Consider the following 15858-nt stretch of genomic DNA (forward strand, 5'->3'; position numbering starts at 1 on the left):
CGAATCGTGCGCCATCCCCGCCGGGCAGCGAGGAGGGCAGGGCGATGACGCAGAAGATCAACGATCTCCGGGACCGCATGATCGTCGCGCTCGACGTGCCGACGGTCTGGGACGCCTATCGCATCGTCTCGACGCTCGGCGACGGCGCGAGCTTCTACAAGATCGGCTACCGGCTCGCCTTCGCCGGCGGGCTCGACCTCGCTCGCCAACTGGTGACCGAGGGCAAGAAGGTCTTCCTCGATCTCAAGCTGCACGATATCGGCAACACCGTCACCGAGGGCGTGGAATCGCTGACCAAGCTCGGCGTCACCTTCCTCACCGTGCATGCCTATCCGCAGACCATGCGCGGCGCGGTCGAGGGCCGCGGCGAGGCGGCGCTGAAGCTGCTCGCCGTCACCGCTTTGACCTCCTATGACGACGGCGACCTCAAGGATGCCGGCTACGGCCTCGCGGTGCGCGATCTCGTGCGCCTGCGCGCCCAGCAGGCCCGCAGCGCCGGCGTCGACGGTATCGTCTGCTCCGCCGCCGAGACCGAGTTGGTGCGCGACGTCATCGGGCCGGACATGGTGATCGTCACGCCCGGCATCCGCCCGGCCGGCAGCGCCGTCGGCGACCAGAAGCGCACGCTCACCCCGGCCGAGGCGATCCGCGCCGGCGCCGACCATCTCGTCGTCGGGCGTCCCATCATCCGCGCGGCTGACCCGCGTGCAGCGGCGGCCGCGGTCATGGACGAGATCGCGGGCGCCGCTTAGTCTGCCGCTCCTTTCCATCGGATACGGACACGGCAATGCCCAAGGGATATGTGATCGGTCGCGCCAAGGTGACCAATGCGACGCAATGGGCGGTCTACGCTGCCAAGGCCTCCGAGGTGATCAGGCAATATGGCGGCACGCCTCTGGTGCGCGGCGGCCAGATGTCGGTCGGCGAGGGCGAGGGCCGGGCTCGCAACGTCGTCCTCGAATTCCCCGATTACGCGGCGGCCAAGGCCTATCTGTTCTCGACTGAATATGCCGAGGCGCGCAAGCTGCGTGAAGGCGCCGGCGAGATCGACCTGATCGCCGTCGAGGGGGCGTGACCATGGCGAAAGGCTATTGGATCGCCCGCGTCGACGTGCAGAGCGAGTCGGAATACGCCACTTACCGCTCGCTCAACGCCATCGCCTTCGCCAAATACGGCGCCAAGTTCATCGTCCGCGGCGGCGAGTACAAGCTCGCCCGCGGCGAGGGCCGCAAGCACAACGTCGTCATCGAGTTCAAGGACATCGAGACGGCGCGCGCCTGCTACGAATCGCCGGAATACCAGGCGGCGGTGCAGCACCTCGCCAAGGTCGGCCCGGTCGATCTCGTCATCATCGAGGGCTATGAGGGCGCGCAGCCGGGCGATTGAGCCAGCTGCTTGGAAACACACAGCCTTTTCCGTCATGGTCGGGCTTGTCCCGACCATCCACGTCTTCGCTGGTCGAAGGTGGTGTTCAAGACGCAGATGCTCGCCACAAGGGCGAGCATGACAAACTGGAACAGTGTCGTGTTCATAGGTTCCGGGCTCGCCGCTATGCGGCGCCCCGGAATGACGGCGTGAGGCCGATTCAGCTCTCGAACAGCGTCCGGAAGCGGTTCGGCTGCGAGCGCAGATACTGCTTCGGCGCCTTGACGCTGGCGCCGAGATGAGCGGCGGCATGCCAGGGCCAGCGCGGCTCGTAGAGGATGCCGCGCGCCAGCGCGACCATGTCGGCATCGCCGCCGGCGACGACCGCCTCGGCATGCTCGTAATCGGTGATCAGGCCGACGGCGATGGTCGGCACGCGCGTCGCCGCCTTCACTGCACGGGCCAGCGGCACCTGGTAGCCAGGGGATAGTGCGATCTTCTGCGCTGCCGAGACGCCGCCGCTGGAGACGTGGATGAAGCTGACGCCGCGCGCCTTCAGCGCCTCCGAGAAGGTGACGGTCTGGCCGATGTCCCAGCCGCCCTCGACCCAGTCGGTCCCGGAGACGCGCACGCCGACCGGGATCGCGGCCGGCACCGCCTCGCGCACCGCCTCGAAGACCTCGAGCGGGAAGCGCATCCGGTTCTCCAGCGAGCCGCCATAGGCATCCTCGCGCTGGTTCGCCAGCGGCGACAGGAACTGGTGCAGCAGATAGCCATGGGCGCAATGCAGCTCGATCGCCTGCAGGCCGAGCCGCACCGCCCGGCGCGCCGTTGCGACGAAGGCCTCGCGGATCCGCTTCAACCCGGCTGAATCAAGCGGCAGCGGTAGCCGATCCTTGGCCTGCATCGGCAATGCGGAGGGAGCGAGCGTCTGCCAGCCGCGATCATCGAGCGGGCGCTGCCCGCCGCCGGTCCAGGGCGAGTACACCGAGGCCTTGCGCCCGGCATGGCTGAGCTGGATGCCGATCGGCATGTCGGAATGGCGCCGGACCGCTTCGAGCACGCGCGCCAGCGCCGCTTCGTTCGCATCGCTCCACAGGCCGAGATCGTCCGGACTGATCCGCCCTTCCGCCTCGACCGCCGTCGCCTCGATGATCAGGAGCGCGGCGCCCGACAGGGAGAGGTTCCCGAGATGGATCAGGTGCCAGTCGGTGGCCGAGCCCTCCTCGGCCGAATACTGGCACATCGGCGCGATCACGACCCGGTTCACCAGATGAAGGCCGCCGAGGTCGAAGGGCTGGAAGAGCTGGCTGGGCATGGATGTCTCCGGGCAGGCGATTTCGGACGCGTATGATGGCGGTTCAGGGCGAGATCAGCCAGATCGCTAGCGGGAAGGTGAGGGCTGCGGCGGCAGTCGAGATCACGATCGCCGCCGCGATCGGGCGGCTGCCGGTGTCGAAGCGTTCGGAAATGACGAAGACATTGGCCGCGATCGGCAGCGCCGCATAGAGCACGCCGGCCTGGACCCAGAACGCATCGAGCTTCAGCACCAGCGCCAGCACCACCCAGGTCAGCAGGGGATGCAGAACGAGCTTTCCGACGACCAGCGGCAGCACGCCGCGCAAGGGCAGCCTGCCCTGCCGGCTCCATTGGAAGGCGGCGATCCCCAGGGCGAAGACGCCGACCGGGGCGGCCGAGGCGCCGAGGAAGAGCAGGAATCGGTCGACCGGCTCCGGCAGCGCGACCCCGCTCAGCGACAGCGCGATGCCAGCCATGATCGAGAGCATGAACGGGTTGACGATCGTGCCGCGGACGAGTCTGAGCGCGATCACCAGCGGCGAGCCCTGGCCGCGCCCGGCCTCGATCAGCCCGATCGAGAGTGGCACGATCAGGGCGGTATCGCAGATCAGGCCGATCGCGATCGGCGCCGCGGCGCTGTCGCCGAGAAAGGCGAGCATCAGCGGGATGCCGAGGAAGGCGAAATTGCCGCCAACCAGCGCCTGGCCTCGCGACACGGCATTGGTGAAGGGCAGGCCGAGCAGGCGCCGCTGCAGCAGGATCGCGAGGGCGAGCACCGTGACCCCGATCAATGCCAGCGCCGCGAAGAAGACGCCGTTCCACAATTCCGCGATCGGCTGGCGCGACATCACTCGCAGCACCATCGCCGGCGTCGCCACCATGAACGCGAAGGTGTTGAACACCCTGACCGTGTCGGCCGCGAACATGCCGCGCCAGGCGGTGAAGGCACCGAGCGCGATCACCGCGAAGAAGGGCGTGCTGGTGGCGAGGAATTGCAGCATGGGCGGACCGATCGCCCGCGTGGCGGGCCTGTGCGATCGCGCTAGCAGATTTCAGCAATGCGTGCGGCTGCCATAGACGCATGGGGCCTGCGCTTGGGCGGCGTTTAATGCCGCTCAGCCTCTGCGGCGGCGGTCTTCGCGTCGCTGCCGCGCCGCGCCTTCAGCACCGGCTCGACGATGAAATGCATGCCGACGAGGCAGAGCCCGCCGACCGCGAGCCCGAACACCGCGGACGCGGCGGCGGTGGTCAGCCATTCCAGCAGAGCTGCGAGCGCCGGCCAAGCCTTCCCGACCACGACGGCGACGGCATGGATGGCGTGCTCGATCCCGGCGAGCCCGTAGCCGGCGAGGCCGTGGATGATGATTCCGCCGCCGACCCAGAGCATCGCTGCCGTGCCGACGGCGCTCAGCAGCTTGAGGAAGGGCGGCATGCCGGTGACGAGGCCACGTCCCAGCAGCCGGACCGGGAGGATGCGGCTACGCGCCAGCGCGACGCCGGCATCGTCCGCCTTCACGATCAGGGCGACGACGCCGTAGACCAGAACGGTCATGCCGAGGCCGACCACGGCCAGCACCAGCGCCTGCATCCAGAAGGACGAGGCGGTGATGGTGGAGAGCGTGATCGCCATGATCTCGGCCGAGAGGATGAAATCGGTCTTGATCGCGCCGGCGATCTTCTGGTCCTCGAGCTGCCTGGCGTCGAGGGCGTCGGTGCCGCCTTCGCCGGCCGCTTCGTCGCGATGCGCATGCGGCACCACGAGCTCGTAGACCTTCTCGAAGCCCTCGAAGCAGAGATAGGCGCCGCCCGCCATCAGCAGCGGCGTGATCGCCCAGGGCGCGACCAGGCTGAGCACCAGAGCCGCCGGCAGCAGGAAGATGAGCTTGTTCTTCAGCGAACCGAGCGCGATCTTCCAGATGATCGGCAATTCGCGCTCCGCCGCGAAGCCGACAGCATAGCGCGGTGTGACCGCCGCGTCGTCGATGACGATGCCGGCCGCCTTGGCGCCGGCCTTGGTCGCCTGCGCCGCGGCGTCGTCGAGCGCGGCCGCAGCGACCTTCGCCAAGGCTGCGACGTCGTCGAGAAGGGCGAACAGTCCCGAACTCATGGCGGTCTCCAGGCGAGGCCGCCGGGTGGGCGGCGCACAGCGGATAGGTGATCTGGTTTGCCCCGATATGACAGCAGCGAGCCGCCCGCAGGCAAGCCGGAGCGGATGCGGACTTGACTCCGGCACGTTTTGGAGTCGCTTTATGCATGGAACAAAAAGTGAACATGTATCTCCATGGCAGACGCCTCCACCCGATCCCTGACAGCCTTGCGGCAGAGCCTCGCTCTGGCGGGGCTGGCGCGTGAGCTTGCGCCGGTGGAGCGGGTTGCGTTCGGGACGCCCTCGCTGGATGAGCCGCTGGGGGGAGGGATCGCGCGCGCTGCCTTGCATGAGGTTTATGCCTCGGCCGGGGCCGACCTTCCCGCCGCCACGGGCTTCGCCGCGGCGCTGGCCCTGCGCGCTGCCGGATCGCGGCCCGTGCTCTGGGTCCGGCAGGATTTCCTCGATGCCGAAGCCGGGCGCCTGCATCCGCCGGGCCTGGCCGAGCTTGGGCTCGATCCCGCACAAATCCTCTTGGTCAGGGTCCGCGACGGCGAGGGGGCGCTGCGGGCCGGCGCGGAAGCGGCGCGCTGTGCCGCGCTCGGGGCGACGCTGATCGAACCCTGGGGCGCACCGCGCCAGTTCGACCTGACCGCCAGCCGCCGCCTGGCTCTGGCGGCGGAGACCTCCGGCGTCCTGACCCTGCTGCTGCGGGTGGCGGCTGAGCCGCAGCCCAGCGCCGCCAGCACGCGCTGGCAGGTGCATGCCTTGCCGTCGCGGGCGCGGGAGGCGCAGGCGCCGGGCGACCCCGCTTTCGGATTACGGCTGCTGCGCCATCGCGGCGGCCTTGGTGAGCGTGAGTGGCGTGTGGAGTGGAACCGTGACGAGCGATGTTTCCAGGACAGGATCGGGGGAGAGGGAGGCAGCAAAAATGGAGCGGGGGATGCAGCGCCGCTATCTCGCCCTCTGGTTTCCCTATCTGGCGAGCGAGCGCCTGCGCCGGCGGGGCTCCGCCGGGCCGGGTGAGCGTCCGCTCGTCCTAGTCGAGAAGGATCGCGGCGCGCTGCGCCTCGCCGATTGCGACAGCCAGGCCGTCGGGCTCGGCCTGACGCGCGGCCTGACCCTGGCCGACGCCCGCGCCCGCATCCCGGAGCTGACGGTGGTCGAGGCCGATCCGGCCGCCGATCAGCGCCTGATCGAATGGCTCGCCGCGCTCTGCGACCGCTTCACCCCGCTCGTCGCGCTCGATCCGCCGCATGGGCTGGTGCTCGACATCACCGGCTGCGCCCATCTCTTCGGCGGCGAGGCGGCCCTGCGCCAGCGCGTCGGCCGGAGCATGGATTGGCTCGGTCTCACCGTCTTCGCCAGCATCGCCGGCACGCCCGAAGCGGCCCGCGCCCTCTCCCGTTTCAGCCGCTGCGCCATCTCGTTACCGAGCGAGGATGAGCAACGGACGCTGCCGCTATCGGTCTCGGCATTGGAGGCTTCGGCCGAGACGGTGATCGCCTTGTCGCGTGCTGGGTTGAAGACGCTGGGCGATCTCGCTGGCCGGCCTTCGCACACGCTCGCCGCCCGCTTCGGCGAGGCGCTGGTCACGAAGCTGCGCCGCATTCTCGGCCATGAGGATGCCCGGATCACGCCCTTGCGTCCGCCGCCCGATTGCGTGGTCGAGCGGCATTTCCCCGATCCGCTGCAGGACACCGGGGGATTGGAGGAGATCGTCGCCCGCCTGCTCGGCGAGGCCGGGCGCCTGCTCGAGGCGCGCGGCGAGGGCGGGCGCGCCTTCGAGGTCAGTTTCTTCCGCAGCGACGGCGCCGTGCGAAGGCTTCAGCTGGAGACCGGCCGGCCTTCGCGCGATACCGCCGCGATCCTGCGCCTCTATCGCGAGCGCATCGACAGCCTGGCCGACCCGCTCGATCCCGGCTTCGGCTATGACGCGATCAGGCTTGCCGTCCCGGTCTGCGAACCGCTCGGCACGCCGCAAGCGAGCCTTGACGGACGCGCCGTCGAGGAGGAGGCGGTCGCCGATCTGGTCGACCGGCTGGTTGCTCGCTTCGGCCGTGAGCGTGTCTTGCGCTTCATCGCGCAGGACAGCCATCAGCCCGAGCGCGAGGCGGCGCTTGTCCCGGCCGCAGCTAGCGCACCGGAAGATGCTGCGCCCTGGCCCTTAGCCCAGCCGGACGAGCCGCCGGCCCGTCCGCTCCAGCTCTTCGAGCCGCCGCAGCCGGTCGAGACCCTGGCCGAGGTGCCTGATGGGCCGCCCTTGCGCTTCCGCTGGCGGCGCGTGCTGCACGAGATCGCCCGGGCCGAGGGGCCGGAGCGGATCGCGCCGGACTGGTGGCGCGATGGGCCGGGCGAACATACGCGCGACTATTACCGCGTCGAGGATGCGCAGGGGCGCCGCTTCTGGCTGTTCCGAGCTGGCCTCTATGGCCGCGAGACGACCGCGCCGCGCTGGTACCTTCACGGGCTGTTCGCATGACCGCCTACGCCGAACCCGTCGCTGCGAGCAATTTCTCCTTCCTGCGCGGCGCCTCGCCTGGGCCGAACCTGGTGATGACCGCGCTGCTGCTCGGCCAGAGCGGCCTCGGCATCGCCGACCGCAACACCGTCGCCGGCGTGGTGCGGGCCTGGAGCGCTTTGCGCGATCTACGCGAGGACGGCGTGCTGGCTCCCGAGAAAATCCGCGAGGGCGGCAGTCCCGGCGAATATATCTGGGTCGAGAACCCGACCTTCGCCGATCTGCCGTTCACCTTGCCGCAGCTCCAGGCGATGGCGAAAGGCTTCAAGCTCGCCACCGGCAGCCGCCTCGTCTTCGCCGACGGCACGCCGGACATTGTCGTCTATCCCGCCAACCGTGCCGGCTGGGGCCGGCTCTGCCGCTTGCTGACGTCAGGCAATCTGCGTGGCGCCAAGGGCGAATGCATCCTTTCCCTCGACGACCTCCTAAATGACGCTCGCGACCTCCTCTTGATCGTCATGCCGGAGCGCCGGCTCGACGGTCTCTCCGACACCCTCGCCCGGCTCGATGCCGCCGCGCCCGGCGCGGTCTGGCTCGCCGCGACCATGTCGCGCCGCGGCGATGATCGCCGCCGCCTCGCCCGGCTGAAGGCGATCGCGGCACCGACCTGCACCCCGCTGATCGCCACCAATGACGTGCTCTACGATGCGCCCGAGCAGCGCGACCTGCAGGACCTGCTGACCTGCATCCGCGAGGGCACCACGATCGACAAGGCCGGCCGCCTGCTCGAAGCCAATGCCGAGCGTCATTTGAAGGCGCCGCAGGAGATGGCCCGGCTTTTTAAGGAAGCGCCGGAGGCGATCGAGGAGATCCAGCATCTCTTTGGGCGCATCGAGTTCGATCTCAAGGAACTGAGATACGAATACCCTGACGAACCCATTCCGCCCGGCTGGAGCCCTCAAGCCTGGCTCGAAGACCTCGTCCAGAAGCGTGGTGAAATCCGCTATCCTGAAGGGGTGCCGGACAAGGTCCGCGATCTGCTGACCAAGGAGCTCGCCCTGATCGGCAAGCTCGATTACGCCCGTTATTTCCTTACCATCCGCCAGATCGTCGACTTTGCCGAGAACAGGGGCATCCTTTGCCAGGGGCGGGGCTCCGCCGCCAACTCCGCCGTCTGCTACGTGCTCGGGATCACAGCCGTGAACCCGGCCGAGAGCGATGTGCTGTTCGAGCGCTTCATCTCGACCGAGCGGCGCGAGCCGCCCGATATCGACGTCGATTTCGAGCATGAGCGACGCGAGGAGGTGATCCAGTGGATCTATGAGAAATACGGCCGTGAGCGCGCCGGCATCGCCGCGACCGTGATCCATTATCGGCCGCGCAGCGCCATGCGCGAGGCCGGGAAGGCGCTGGGGTTGACCGAGGACGTCACCGCCCGCCTCGCTTCGACGCAATGGGGCAGCTGGGGCTCCGACATCACCCGCAACCAGATCCGTCAAGCCGGACTCGATCCCGACAATCCGGTGATCGCGCAGGCAGTATGGTTCGCCGTGCGCCTGCTCGGTTTCCCCCGCCATCTCTCGCAGCATGTCGGCGGCTTCGTCCTGATGCGCGGCCGGCTCGACGAGACCGTGCCGATCGGCAATGCCGCGATGGACGATCGCACTTTCATCGAATGGGATCGCGACGACATCGACGCAGTCGGCCTGATGAAGGTCGACGTGCTGGCATTGGGCATGCTGACCTGCATCCGCAAGGCTTTCGACCTGCTGCGCGATAAAGAGGGCATCGATCTGGGCCTCGCCGACGTCCCACAGAACGATGTGGCGACCTACGACATGCTTTGCGAGGGCAAGTCGCTGGGCGTCTTCCAGGTCGAGAGCCGGGCGCAGATCAACATGCTGCCGCGGCTGAAGCCGCGAAAGCTCTACGATCTCGTCATTCAGGTCGCGATCGTCCGCCCCGGCCCGATCCAGGGCAACATGGTGCACCCCTATCTGAAGCGCCGCGCCAAGATCGAGGATGTCACCTACCCGTCTCCCTCGCCGGAGCACGGTCCGCACGACGAGCTCTTCGAGGTCCTCAACAAGACGGAGGGCGTGCCGCTCTTCCAGGAACAGGCCATGCGTCTCGCCATGGTCGCGGCGAAGTTCAGCGACATCGAGGCCAATGGTCTGCGCAAGGCGATGGCGACCTTCCGCAATGCCGGCACCATCGGCAATTACGAGGCGATGATGGTCGAGCGCATGGTCGCGCGCGGCTATGAGCGCGATTTCGCCCAGCGCTGCTTCGAGCAGATCAAGGGCTTCGGCAGCTACGGCTTCCCCGAAAGCCACGCCGCTTCCTTCGCCAAGCTGGTCTATGTCTCCTCCTGGCTGAAATGCCATCACCCGGCGATCTTCGCCGCGGCGCTGCTGAATTCGCAGCCCATGGGCTTCTACGCCCCGGCCCAGATCGTCCGCGAGGCGCAGGAGAATGGCGGCGTCGAGCCGCGGCCGATCGACGTCAATTCCAGCGCCTGGGACAATCTGCTGGAGGCGGGAACGCCGGGCTGGAAAAGCCCCTGGGCCCTGCGTCTCGGCCTGCGTCAGCTCGACGGCTTCAAGGAAGACTGGGCGAAGCGTCTCGTCGAGGCCCGCAGTGAAGGCTATCGCGATGTCGAGGAACTCGCTCGCCGCGCCCGCTTGCCGGCCCGCGCCATGCGCCTGCTCGCCGATGCCGACGCTTTCCGCTCGCTCGGGCTCGACCGGCGCGAGGCGCTCTGGGCGGTGCGCCGCCTGCCGGACGACGAAGCGTTGCCATTGTTCGAGGCGGCACAGGCGCGCGAGCTCGGAGCGGAGCGGGCGATGGCGCTGCCGGCGATGCCGCTCGCCGAGCATGTCGTCGCCGACTACCAGACCGCGCAGCTCTCGCTGAAGGGCCATCCGATGGGCCTGCTGCGGCCCCGTTTCGCCCGCGAGCGCGTCGCCAGCTGCGCACAGATCTCGGCGACGCGTGACGGCTCCTGGGCGAGCGTCGCCGGCGTCGTGCTGGTGCGCCAGCGTCCCGGCAAGGGCAATGCGATCTTCATCACGCTGGAGGACGAGACCGATATCACCAATGTCGTGCTCTGGGCCCGCGATTTCGAGCGCTTCCGCCGCGAGGTCATGGCGGCACGGCTGCTCCTGGTGGAGGGCAGGGTGCAGAAGAGCCCGGAGGGTGTCGTCCACCTGATGGCGAAGCGCGTCGTCGATCGCTCGGCCGAGTTGCTCAGCCTGTCCGAGACGCATCGCGCCGAGATCGTGCTGACCCGCGCCGACGAGTTCAAGCATCCGCAACATCCGCGGGCGCACCACCCCCGCAATGTCCGGATCCTGCCGAAGTCGCGCGATTTCCATTGAAGCCGGGAGCACAGCCGTCATTGCGAGGAGCGAAAGCGACGAAGCAATCCAGGAGAGCGTAGAGCTCTACGATGCTGGATTGCTTCGCTGCGCTCGCAATGACGGTGCAGCTTGAGCGAAAAGCGCCCTAGAATGCCAGGGTCGAATTCACTTTCGAACGCAGGCCTAAAGGAGACAGCCCATGGACATCATCCGCGCCGGTACCCGGCCCTCGGCGAAAGGCCCGGGCGACTGGTTCAGCGGCACCGTCCGCATCGATCCGCTGTTCAATCCGCATGCGCCCGAACGTGTGCAGGGCGCCAGCGTCACCTTCGAGCCGGGCGCCCGCACGGCCTGGCACACCCATCCGCTCGGCCAGACGCTGGTCGTCACCGCCGGCTTCGGCCGCGTGCAGCGCTGGGGCGGTCCGGTCGAGGAGATCAGGCCGGGCGACGTGGTCTGGTTCCCGCCGGGCGAGAAGCACTGGCACGGCGCCGGGCCGGAGACGGCGATGACCCATATCGCCGTGCAGGAGGCCAAGGACGGCAAGGTCGTCGACTGGCTGGAGAAGGTCACCGACGCCGAATATGACGGCCGCGGTCCGGCGGTGATGTGAGGCGCGGGAACCCCTCTCCCTTGTGGGGAGGGGAAGGGGGGGTGTAAAGCTGGAACGATCGGTCGGACTTTATGGCGCCGTCGCTGCCGCCATCCCATTCCCTGCCGCCGCTCGCCAAGCGGCACCACCCCCATCCCCATACCCTTCCCCACAAGGGGGAAGGGAGGCGCCCGGGCGATTGGCCTTGAGCAGAGGGGATTTGAAAAGAAAAGGCGGCCCTCAGGCCGCCTTCTTGCCCGCGTCGAACGGGATCTCGATGTCGACGGCGAGGGTCGAGACCTGGGCGCCGCGCTCCATCCGAACATTGACCTTGTCGCTGTCGACCTGCACGTGCTTGGCGATCACCTGCAGGATCTCGTCGCGCAATTTGGTGACGAGGTCGGAGCCGTCGGAAGACAGGCGCTCATGCGCAAGCAGAACCTGCAGGCGCTCGCGCGCGGCCGGGGCCGACTGCGGCCGGAAGAAGAGACGACGCAGGTTCATGCCGCTTTCCTTCCGAAGAACTTGCCGAAAAAGCCGCGCTTCTCGCCGGGGACGGTGACAGGAAGGCTCTCGCCCTTGAGCCGGCGCACCGCGTCGAAATAGGCGAGGGCCGGGGCGCTGCGCTCATCCGCAAGGGTGACCGGCGAGCCGATATTGGAGGCGCGCAGTACGTCCATGCTCTCGGGGATGATGCCGAGCAGCGGGATCGACAGGATCTCCAGGACGTCGTCGACCTTCAGCATGTCGCCGCGCTCGGCGCGGGCGGGGTCGTAGCGGGTGAGGAGCAGGTGCTTCTCCATGCGCTCGCCGGCCTCGGCCTTCACCGTCTTGGAATCGAGCAGACCGATGATACGGTCGGAATCGCGCACCGAGGAGACTTCCGGATTGGTCACGACGATCGCGACGTCGGCATGGCGCATGGCGAGGGTGGCGCCGCGCTCGATGCCGGCCGGGCTGTCGCAGATGACCCAGTCGAAATGGGTCCTGAGCGCGCCGACGACCTTTTCGACACCCTCGGCGGTGAGGTTGTCCTTGTCGCGCGTCTGCGAGGCCGGCAGCAGATAGAGCGACTCCAGGCGTTTGTCGCGGATCAGCGCCTGCGTCAGCTTGGCCTCGCCCTGGATCACGTTGACGAGGTCGTAGACCACCCGCCGCTCGGCGCCCATGACCAGGTCGAGATTGCGCAGGCCGACGTCGAAGTCGACGACCACGACCTTGTCGCCGGTCCGCGCCAGGGCTGCGCCGAGGGCGGCGGACGAGGTCGTCTTGCCGACGCCGCCCTTGCCCGATGTGACCACGATGACCTTGCCCATTGACCTCTCCTAGTTCCTGGGGACGCGCCGTCTGTCGATTTGGAGGCTCTAAGCCATTGATCCGGCGGTGAAGGTCTCGCCTTCCAGCCAGAATTGCGCGGGCTTGCCGCGCAGGCCGGGCTCGAGCTCCTCGGCCGTCTTGTAGAAGCCGTCGATGGCGACCATCTCGGCCTCGAGCTTGCGGCAGAAAATGCGCGCGGTGCCATTGCCGAGCGTGCCGGCCATCGCCCGGCCGCGCAGCGTGCCGTAGATATGGATCGAGCCGCCGGCGATGACCTCGGCGCCGGAGGCGACCGAGCCGAGAATGGTGATGTCACCTTCGGTGAAGATGGATTGCCCGGAGCGCACCGGCTGCGTGACGACCAGCGAGGCCGGGACGCCGGTGGTGGGCGGCGGCGCCGCGGGCATCTCTGCCGGGCTCTCGACCGGGGTGGGGGCAGGGGCCTCGTTGACCGGAGCGGCGGCGGCCGGCTCCTCGATGTCGCCGGTGGCCTTGCCGCCCGACATGGCCGGCGGCAGGTCGGCCCCGAGCATGGAGGGGCGTGCACCCTCGATCCCCATGATGCGGACATTGCGGGTGCCGAGCTTGCCGACGAGATCGCGCAATTGGGCGCGGTCGATCTCCAGCCCTTCGACGTCCAGCACCACCGGCCGCCGCAGGAAGAAACCGGCGGAACGGCCGGCGAGATCGTCGAGCCGCACCAGCCAGTCCTCGAAGGGCAGCTCGGGTGTCAGCGTCAACGCGAGATAGGAGCGCCCCTTGAGGCGGATCGGCCGGGGTTGGGTTAACACGGCGGTCATCTTGGTAAATTTTCGGTTCCCCAGATGTAGGAATCGAATGGTTAACGAGCGGTAAACCTTTCGCGCGCTTCCCGGGGAAAAGCCGGGCGGGAACTCCGATGTTGAAAAAGAAAAACGTTATTCTCCAATAAGATGAGTTGCGCTGTGTCCTGGGCGCAGCGGACGGGGAGTTCCCGTCGACGGGTGGCGCCGGGCGAATCTCCGCAAGGCGTGAGAGGCGCAGCCAGCGACGACTTTCGTAGGTTCGGGTGGGCCGATATCCCCTGCGGACAAGGCGCTATCGGCGGCCGATGAACGGCATTGGAAGGCCGTGGCCTGCCAGAAAAAGCGCTGACCGAATCGCCTGATTCGATCAGCGCCTCTGCTCAGGCGAGCAACTGCTCGCGGCTGAGACCACCCTTCATCAGCTCGGGCAGGATGTCGTTGTCCTCGGCAAGATCGCGCCCGTAAAGCGCCGAGAAGATCGCCAGGCCCGCCTGGTGCAACGGCATCGCCACGCCGGCGAGGCGCCCGAGCTCGGCGAGCGGCAGCAGCCCGAACGGTACGTCCTCCAGCGTATAGCGGGTGTCGATGGTTGCCGGCCCCAGCGTCGTCGGCTGGCTCTCCGCCAGCATCCGGGAGGTCTCGCCGAGTGGGGCGTCCGGCACGCCATAGGTCAGCGAGTAATGCTCGCGCATGGTCCTGACCGTCAGGCCGAACGCAGCGGCGAGCGCAAGCCGCTCGGCATCGATGGCTTCGAGCAGGCGGCCGACCGCGATGGTCAGGTTCTCGCTCTGGCCCCAGGCCTCGCCCTTCTCCATCCGGGTGAAGTTGGCCAGCGCCAGCGCCATATGGCTCTGCGGGTTGACGTTGCTGAGCGACACCGCGAGGAGGCCATCGACGCTGCGGAAACGGTCGCCGAACAGCGCGCGGCAGAGAGCAAGCCCTTCGTCGGCGAGCCGCCGTGGCAAGGTGGCGATGTCGACCTTGCTGCGGATGGTCGCGATCTTGACCGTGCTCGGCCCGGTGCGGCGCGAACGCAGGATCGTCGTGCTGAGCGCAATGATCGGTACCTCGACGCCGCGCGCGGCGAGCAGCCGCGACAGATAGAAGGCGCCGAGCGAGGCATGCGAGGAGATGATGACCGGTTGTCCCGGGGAGAGCAGCGGCGCCATCGCATCCATGACGTGCTTGTGCCCGTTCGCCGGCAGGGCGATCAGGACGGCGTCCGCGCCAGCGAGGGCGGCCTCGCAGCTTGGTGCCACGCCGGGCCGGAATTCCCCGACGATCTTGCCTTCGCTCACGAGCGGGGCGCCGGCGGCGAGCGCCTCCGTGCTCATGCCCGAAGGCGACCAGAGCACGGCCTCATGCCCGTTCTCGGCGAGAAAGGCGGCGGCGGCGAAGGCGGCTGCCCCCGCGCCCATGGTGGCGACACGCATCGGATCGTCCTCAGTTGAAGAAGCGGCTCGGGCGGAACTCGGCGAGCTCGCCGCGCTCGCGCCCATGGACGAGCTCGTCGGCGACGACCTCGCCGAGGAAGGCGCCGAGTGTCACGCCGCTATGGCTGACCACGGCATAGTAGCCGGACAGGCCGGGCACCGGGCCGACGGCCGAATAGGAATCCCTCGGGATCGGCCGCGTCGCGATCCGGACCGCCTCGACGTTGATGTTCTTCAGCGCCGGAACCGTCTTGATGGCGCGGCGCATCAGCTCCTGCGCCTGCGGATGCGCCGGCACGGCGCCTTCATCGCTCGCCAGCAGGCGGTCGAGCTCGTTCGAGCGCAGCAGGAAGCGCCCGCCGCCGTCGGGACGCATGTTGACCAGGGGCGTGCGCAGCGCACTCCGGAGCGGCGTGCCTGCCGGCGGGGTATAGGCTACGATGCCGAGCGTCGGCGCCAGCGGAATGCGATGCTGGGGCGTCTGGACGAGGTCGTTGAGCCAGCGGCCGGCGCAGTTCACCACGACGTCTGCCTCGATCGCCCGGCCATCGGCCAGCACGACGCCGGTGCAGCGCTCGCCGGTCAATGCCAGCCGGTCGACGCGGCCTTCGACCAGCGTCGCGCCATGCCGCTCCAGGGCGGCAGCGATCAGGGCGCCGGAATAGGGCACCGGATCGAGCCAGCCGTCGCGGGGATAGTGGATCACCGGGGCGTTGCCGATCGCGCCGGGATTGATCTCGGGCTCGAGCTTGCGGACGTCGTCGAGGCAGAGGACCTCGACCGGATAGCCCCAGGCGATCAATTGCTGCAGCTTGGCGAGCGGGTCGGTGCCGTCGCGGCCGCCGGCTTCGGCTTCCGCATCCTGCCATTGCAGCACGCCGGGGCGATGGTACCAGTCCGCGCCCGGAAACTCGGCGAGGATGTCCTCATGCGCCTGGCGTCCGGCGAAGTTCAGCCGGAAATAGGCCTCCGAGGTCAGCTTCTCGCAGGCATTGACCCAGGCATAGGTCACGCTGGAGGTGCCGCCGCCCGGCCTCCGCTCCTCGACGATGGTGACCTCGGCGCCGGCCTGCGCCAGGCGATAGGCCACCGATGAGCCGACAACGCCGGCTCCCACAACGATCGCTTTCATTGTCCAATCCTCGAAAGGTCAGGATC

15 protein-coding genes are annotated in these 15858 nt (G+C 68.4%); 7 read left to right on the forward strand and 8 right to left on the reverse strand.

Going from position 1 to position 15858, the window contains the following annotated elements:
• Positions 1 to 44 precede the first annotated feature (44 nt).
• Genes pyrF through AC3WLC_RS10620 form a run of 3 tightly spaced genes read left to right on the forward strand, consistent with a single transcriptional unit; the run spans position 45 to position 1386 of the window.
• The gene (pyrF, locus tag AC3WLC_RS10610) at positions 45 to 752 is read left to right on the forward strand and encodes an orotidine-5'-phosphate decarboxylase (protein WP_377005758.1); all 708 of its coding nucleotides are present in this window, start codon (positions 45 to 47) and stop codon (positions 750 to 752) included.
• Between the two features lie 35 nt (positions 753 to 787).
• Positions 788 to 1075, forward strand: coding sequence for a DUF1330 domain-containing protein (locus tag AC3WLC_RS10615; protein WP_152016586.1), 288 nt, complete (start codon positions 788 to 790; stop codon positions 1073 to 1075).
• 2 nt (positions 1076 to 1077) lie between these two features.
• Complete coding sequence (locus tag AC3WLC_RS10620; RefSeq protein ID WP_493683892.1) at positions 1078 to 1386, forward strand: DUF1330 domain-containing protein; 309 nt, start codon at positions 1078 to 1080, stop codon at positions 1384 to 1386.
• Positions 1387 to 1585: 199 nt separating this feature from the next.
• Here the strand turns inward: AC3WLC_RS10620 and AC3WLC_RS10625 are convergent, their stop codons facing one another.
• The 3 genes from AC3WLC_RS10625 to AC3WLC_RS10635 form a co-directional block, all read right to left on the reverse strand.
• Positions 1586 to 2683, reverse strand: coding sequence for an NADH:flavin oxidoreductase/NADH oxidase (locus AC3WLC_RS10625; RefSeq protein ID WP_493683893.1), 1098 nt, complete (start codon positions 2681 to 2683; stop codon positions 1586 to 1588).
• A gap of 43 nt (positions 2684 to 2726) precedes the next feature.
• On the reverse strand, positions 2727 to 3665 hold the full coding sequence (locus AC3WLC_RS10630; RefSeq protein WP_493683894.1) for an AEC family transporter: 939 nt from the start codon (positions 3663 to 3665) through the stop codon (positions 2727 to 2729).
• A 104-nt stretch (positions 3666 to 3769) separates the two neighbouring features.
• Complete coding sequence (locus AC3WLC_RS10635) at positions 3770 to 4771, reverse strand: DUF808 domain-containing protein (protein ID WP_493683895.1); 1002 nt, start codon at positions 4769 to 4771, stop codon at positions 3770 to 3772.
• Positions 4772 to 4945: 174 nt separating this feature from the next.
• On the opposite strand from AC3WLC_RS10635, the gene AC3WLC_RS10640 reads away from it, so the two are divergent.
• The 4 genes from AC3WLC_RS10640 to AC3WLC_RS10655 all read left to right on the forward strand — a co-directional run bounded on the left by AC3WLC_RS10640 (position 4946) and on the right by AC3WLC_RS10655 (position 11186).
• Positions 4946 to 5776, forward strand: a complete 831-nt coding sequence (locus tag AC3WLC_RS10640; protein WP_493683896.1) for an ImuA family protein — start codon at positions 4946 to 4948, stop codon at positions 5774 to 5776.
• Positions 5694 to 7232: a Y-family DNA polymerase gene (locus tag AC3WLC_RS10645; RefSeq protein ID WP_493683897.1), complete on the forward strand. Its 1539-nt coding sequence runs from the start codon at positions 5694 to 5696 to the stop codon at positions 7230 to 7232. The genes AC3WLC_RS10640 and AC3WLC_RS10645 overlap by 83 nt, the downstream gene beginning before the upstream one ends.
• Positions 7229 to 10591: an error-prone DNA polymerase gene (locus AC3WLC_RS10650; protein ID WP_493683898.1), complete on the forward strand. Its 3363-nt coding sequence runs from the start codon at positions 7229 to 7231 to the stop codon at positions 10589 to 10591. Before AC3WLC_RS10645 ends, AC3WLC_RS10650 begins: the two co-directional genes overlap by 4 nt.
• A gap of 181 nt (positions 10592 to 10772) precedes the next feature.
• Complete coding sequence (locus AC3WLC_RS10655; protein ID WP_346357095.1) at positions 10773 to 11186, forward strand: (R)-mandelonitrile lyase; 414 nt, start codon at positions 10773 to 10775, stop codon at positions 11184 to 11186.
• A 219-nt stretch (positions 11187 to 11405) separates the two neighbouring features.
• Here the strand turns inward: AC3WLC_RS10655 and minE are convergent, their stop codons facing one another.
• The 5 genes from minE to AC3WLC_RS10680 all read right to left on the reverse strand — a co-directional run bounded on the left by minE (position 11406) and on the right by AC3WLC_RS10680 (position 15832).
• The gene (minE, locus tag AC3WLC_RS10660) at positions 11406 to 11669 is read right to left on the reverse strand and encodes a cell division topological specificity factor MinE (protein ID WP_346357096.1); all 264 of its coding nucleotides are present in this window, start codon (positions 11667 to 11669) and stop codon (positions 11406 to 11408) included.
• Complete coding sequence (gene minD / locus AC3WLC_RS10665; RefSeq protein WP_493683899.1) at positions 11666 to 12481, reverse strand: septum site-determining protein MinD; 816 nt, start codon at positions 12479 to 12481, stop codon at positions 11666 to 11668. Before minD ends, minE begins: the two co-directional genes overlap by 4 nt.
• Positions 12482 to 12529: 48 nt before the next feature.
• Positions 12530 to 13282 carry a septum site-determining protein MinC gene (gene minC / locus AC3WLC_RS10670; RefSeq protein WP_493683900.1) on the reverse strand — a complete coding sequence of 251 codons (753 nt, stop codon included), beginning with the start codon at positions 13280 to 13282 and terminating at the stop codon, positions 12530 to 12532.
• Between the two features lie 365 nt (positions 13283 to 13647).
• Positions 13648 to 14700: an NAD/NADP octopine/nopaline dehydrogenase family protein gene (locus tag AC3WLC_RS10675; protein WP_493683901.1), complete on the reverse strand. Its 1053-nt coding sequence runs from the start codon at positions 14698 to 14700 to the stop codon at positions 13648 to 13650.
• Positions 14701 to 14710: 10 nt separating this feature from the next.
• Positions 14711 to 15832: an NAD(P)/FAD-dependent oxidoreductase gene (locus AC3WLC_RS10680; protein ID WP_493683902.1), complete on the reverse strand. Its 1122-nt coding sequence runs from the start codon at positions 15830 to 15832 to the stop codon at positions 14711 to 14713.
• Positions 15833 to 15858: the final 26 nt, after the last annotated feature.

Source organism: Allobosea sp. GW821-FHT03A12, assembly GCF_058986765.1.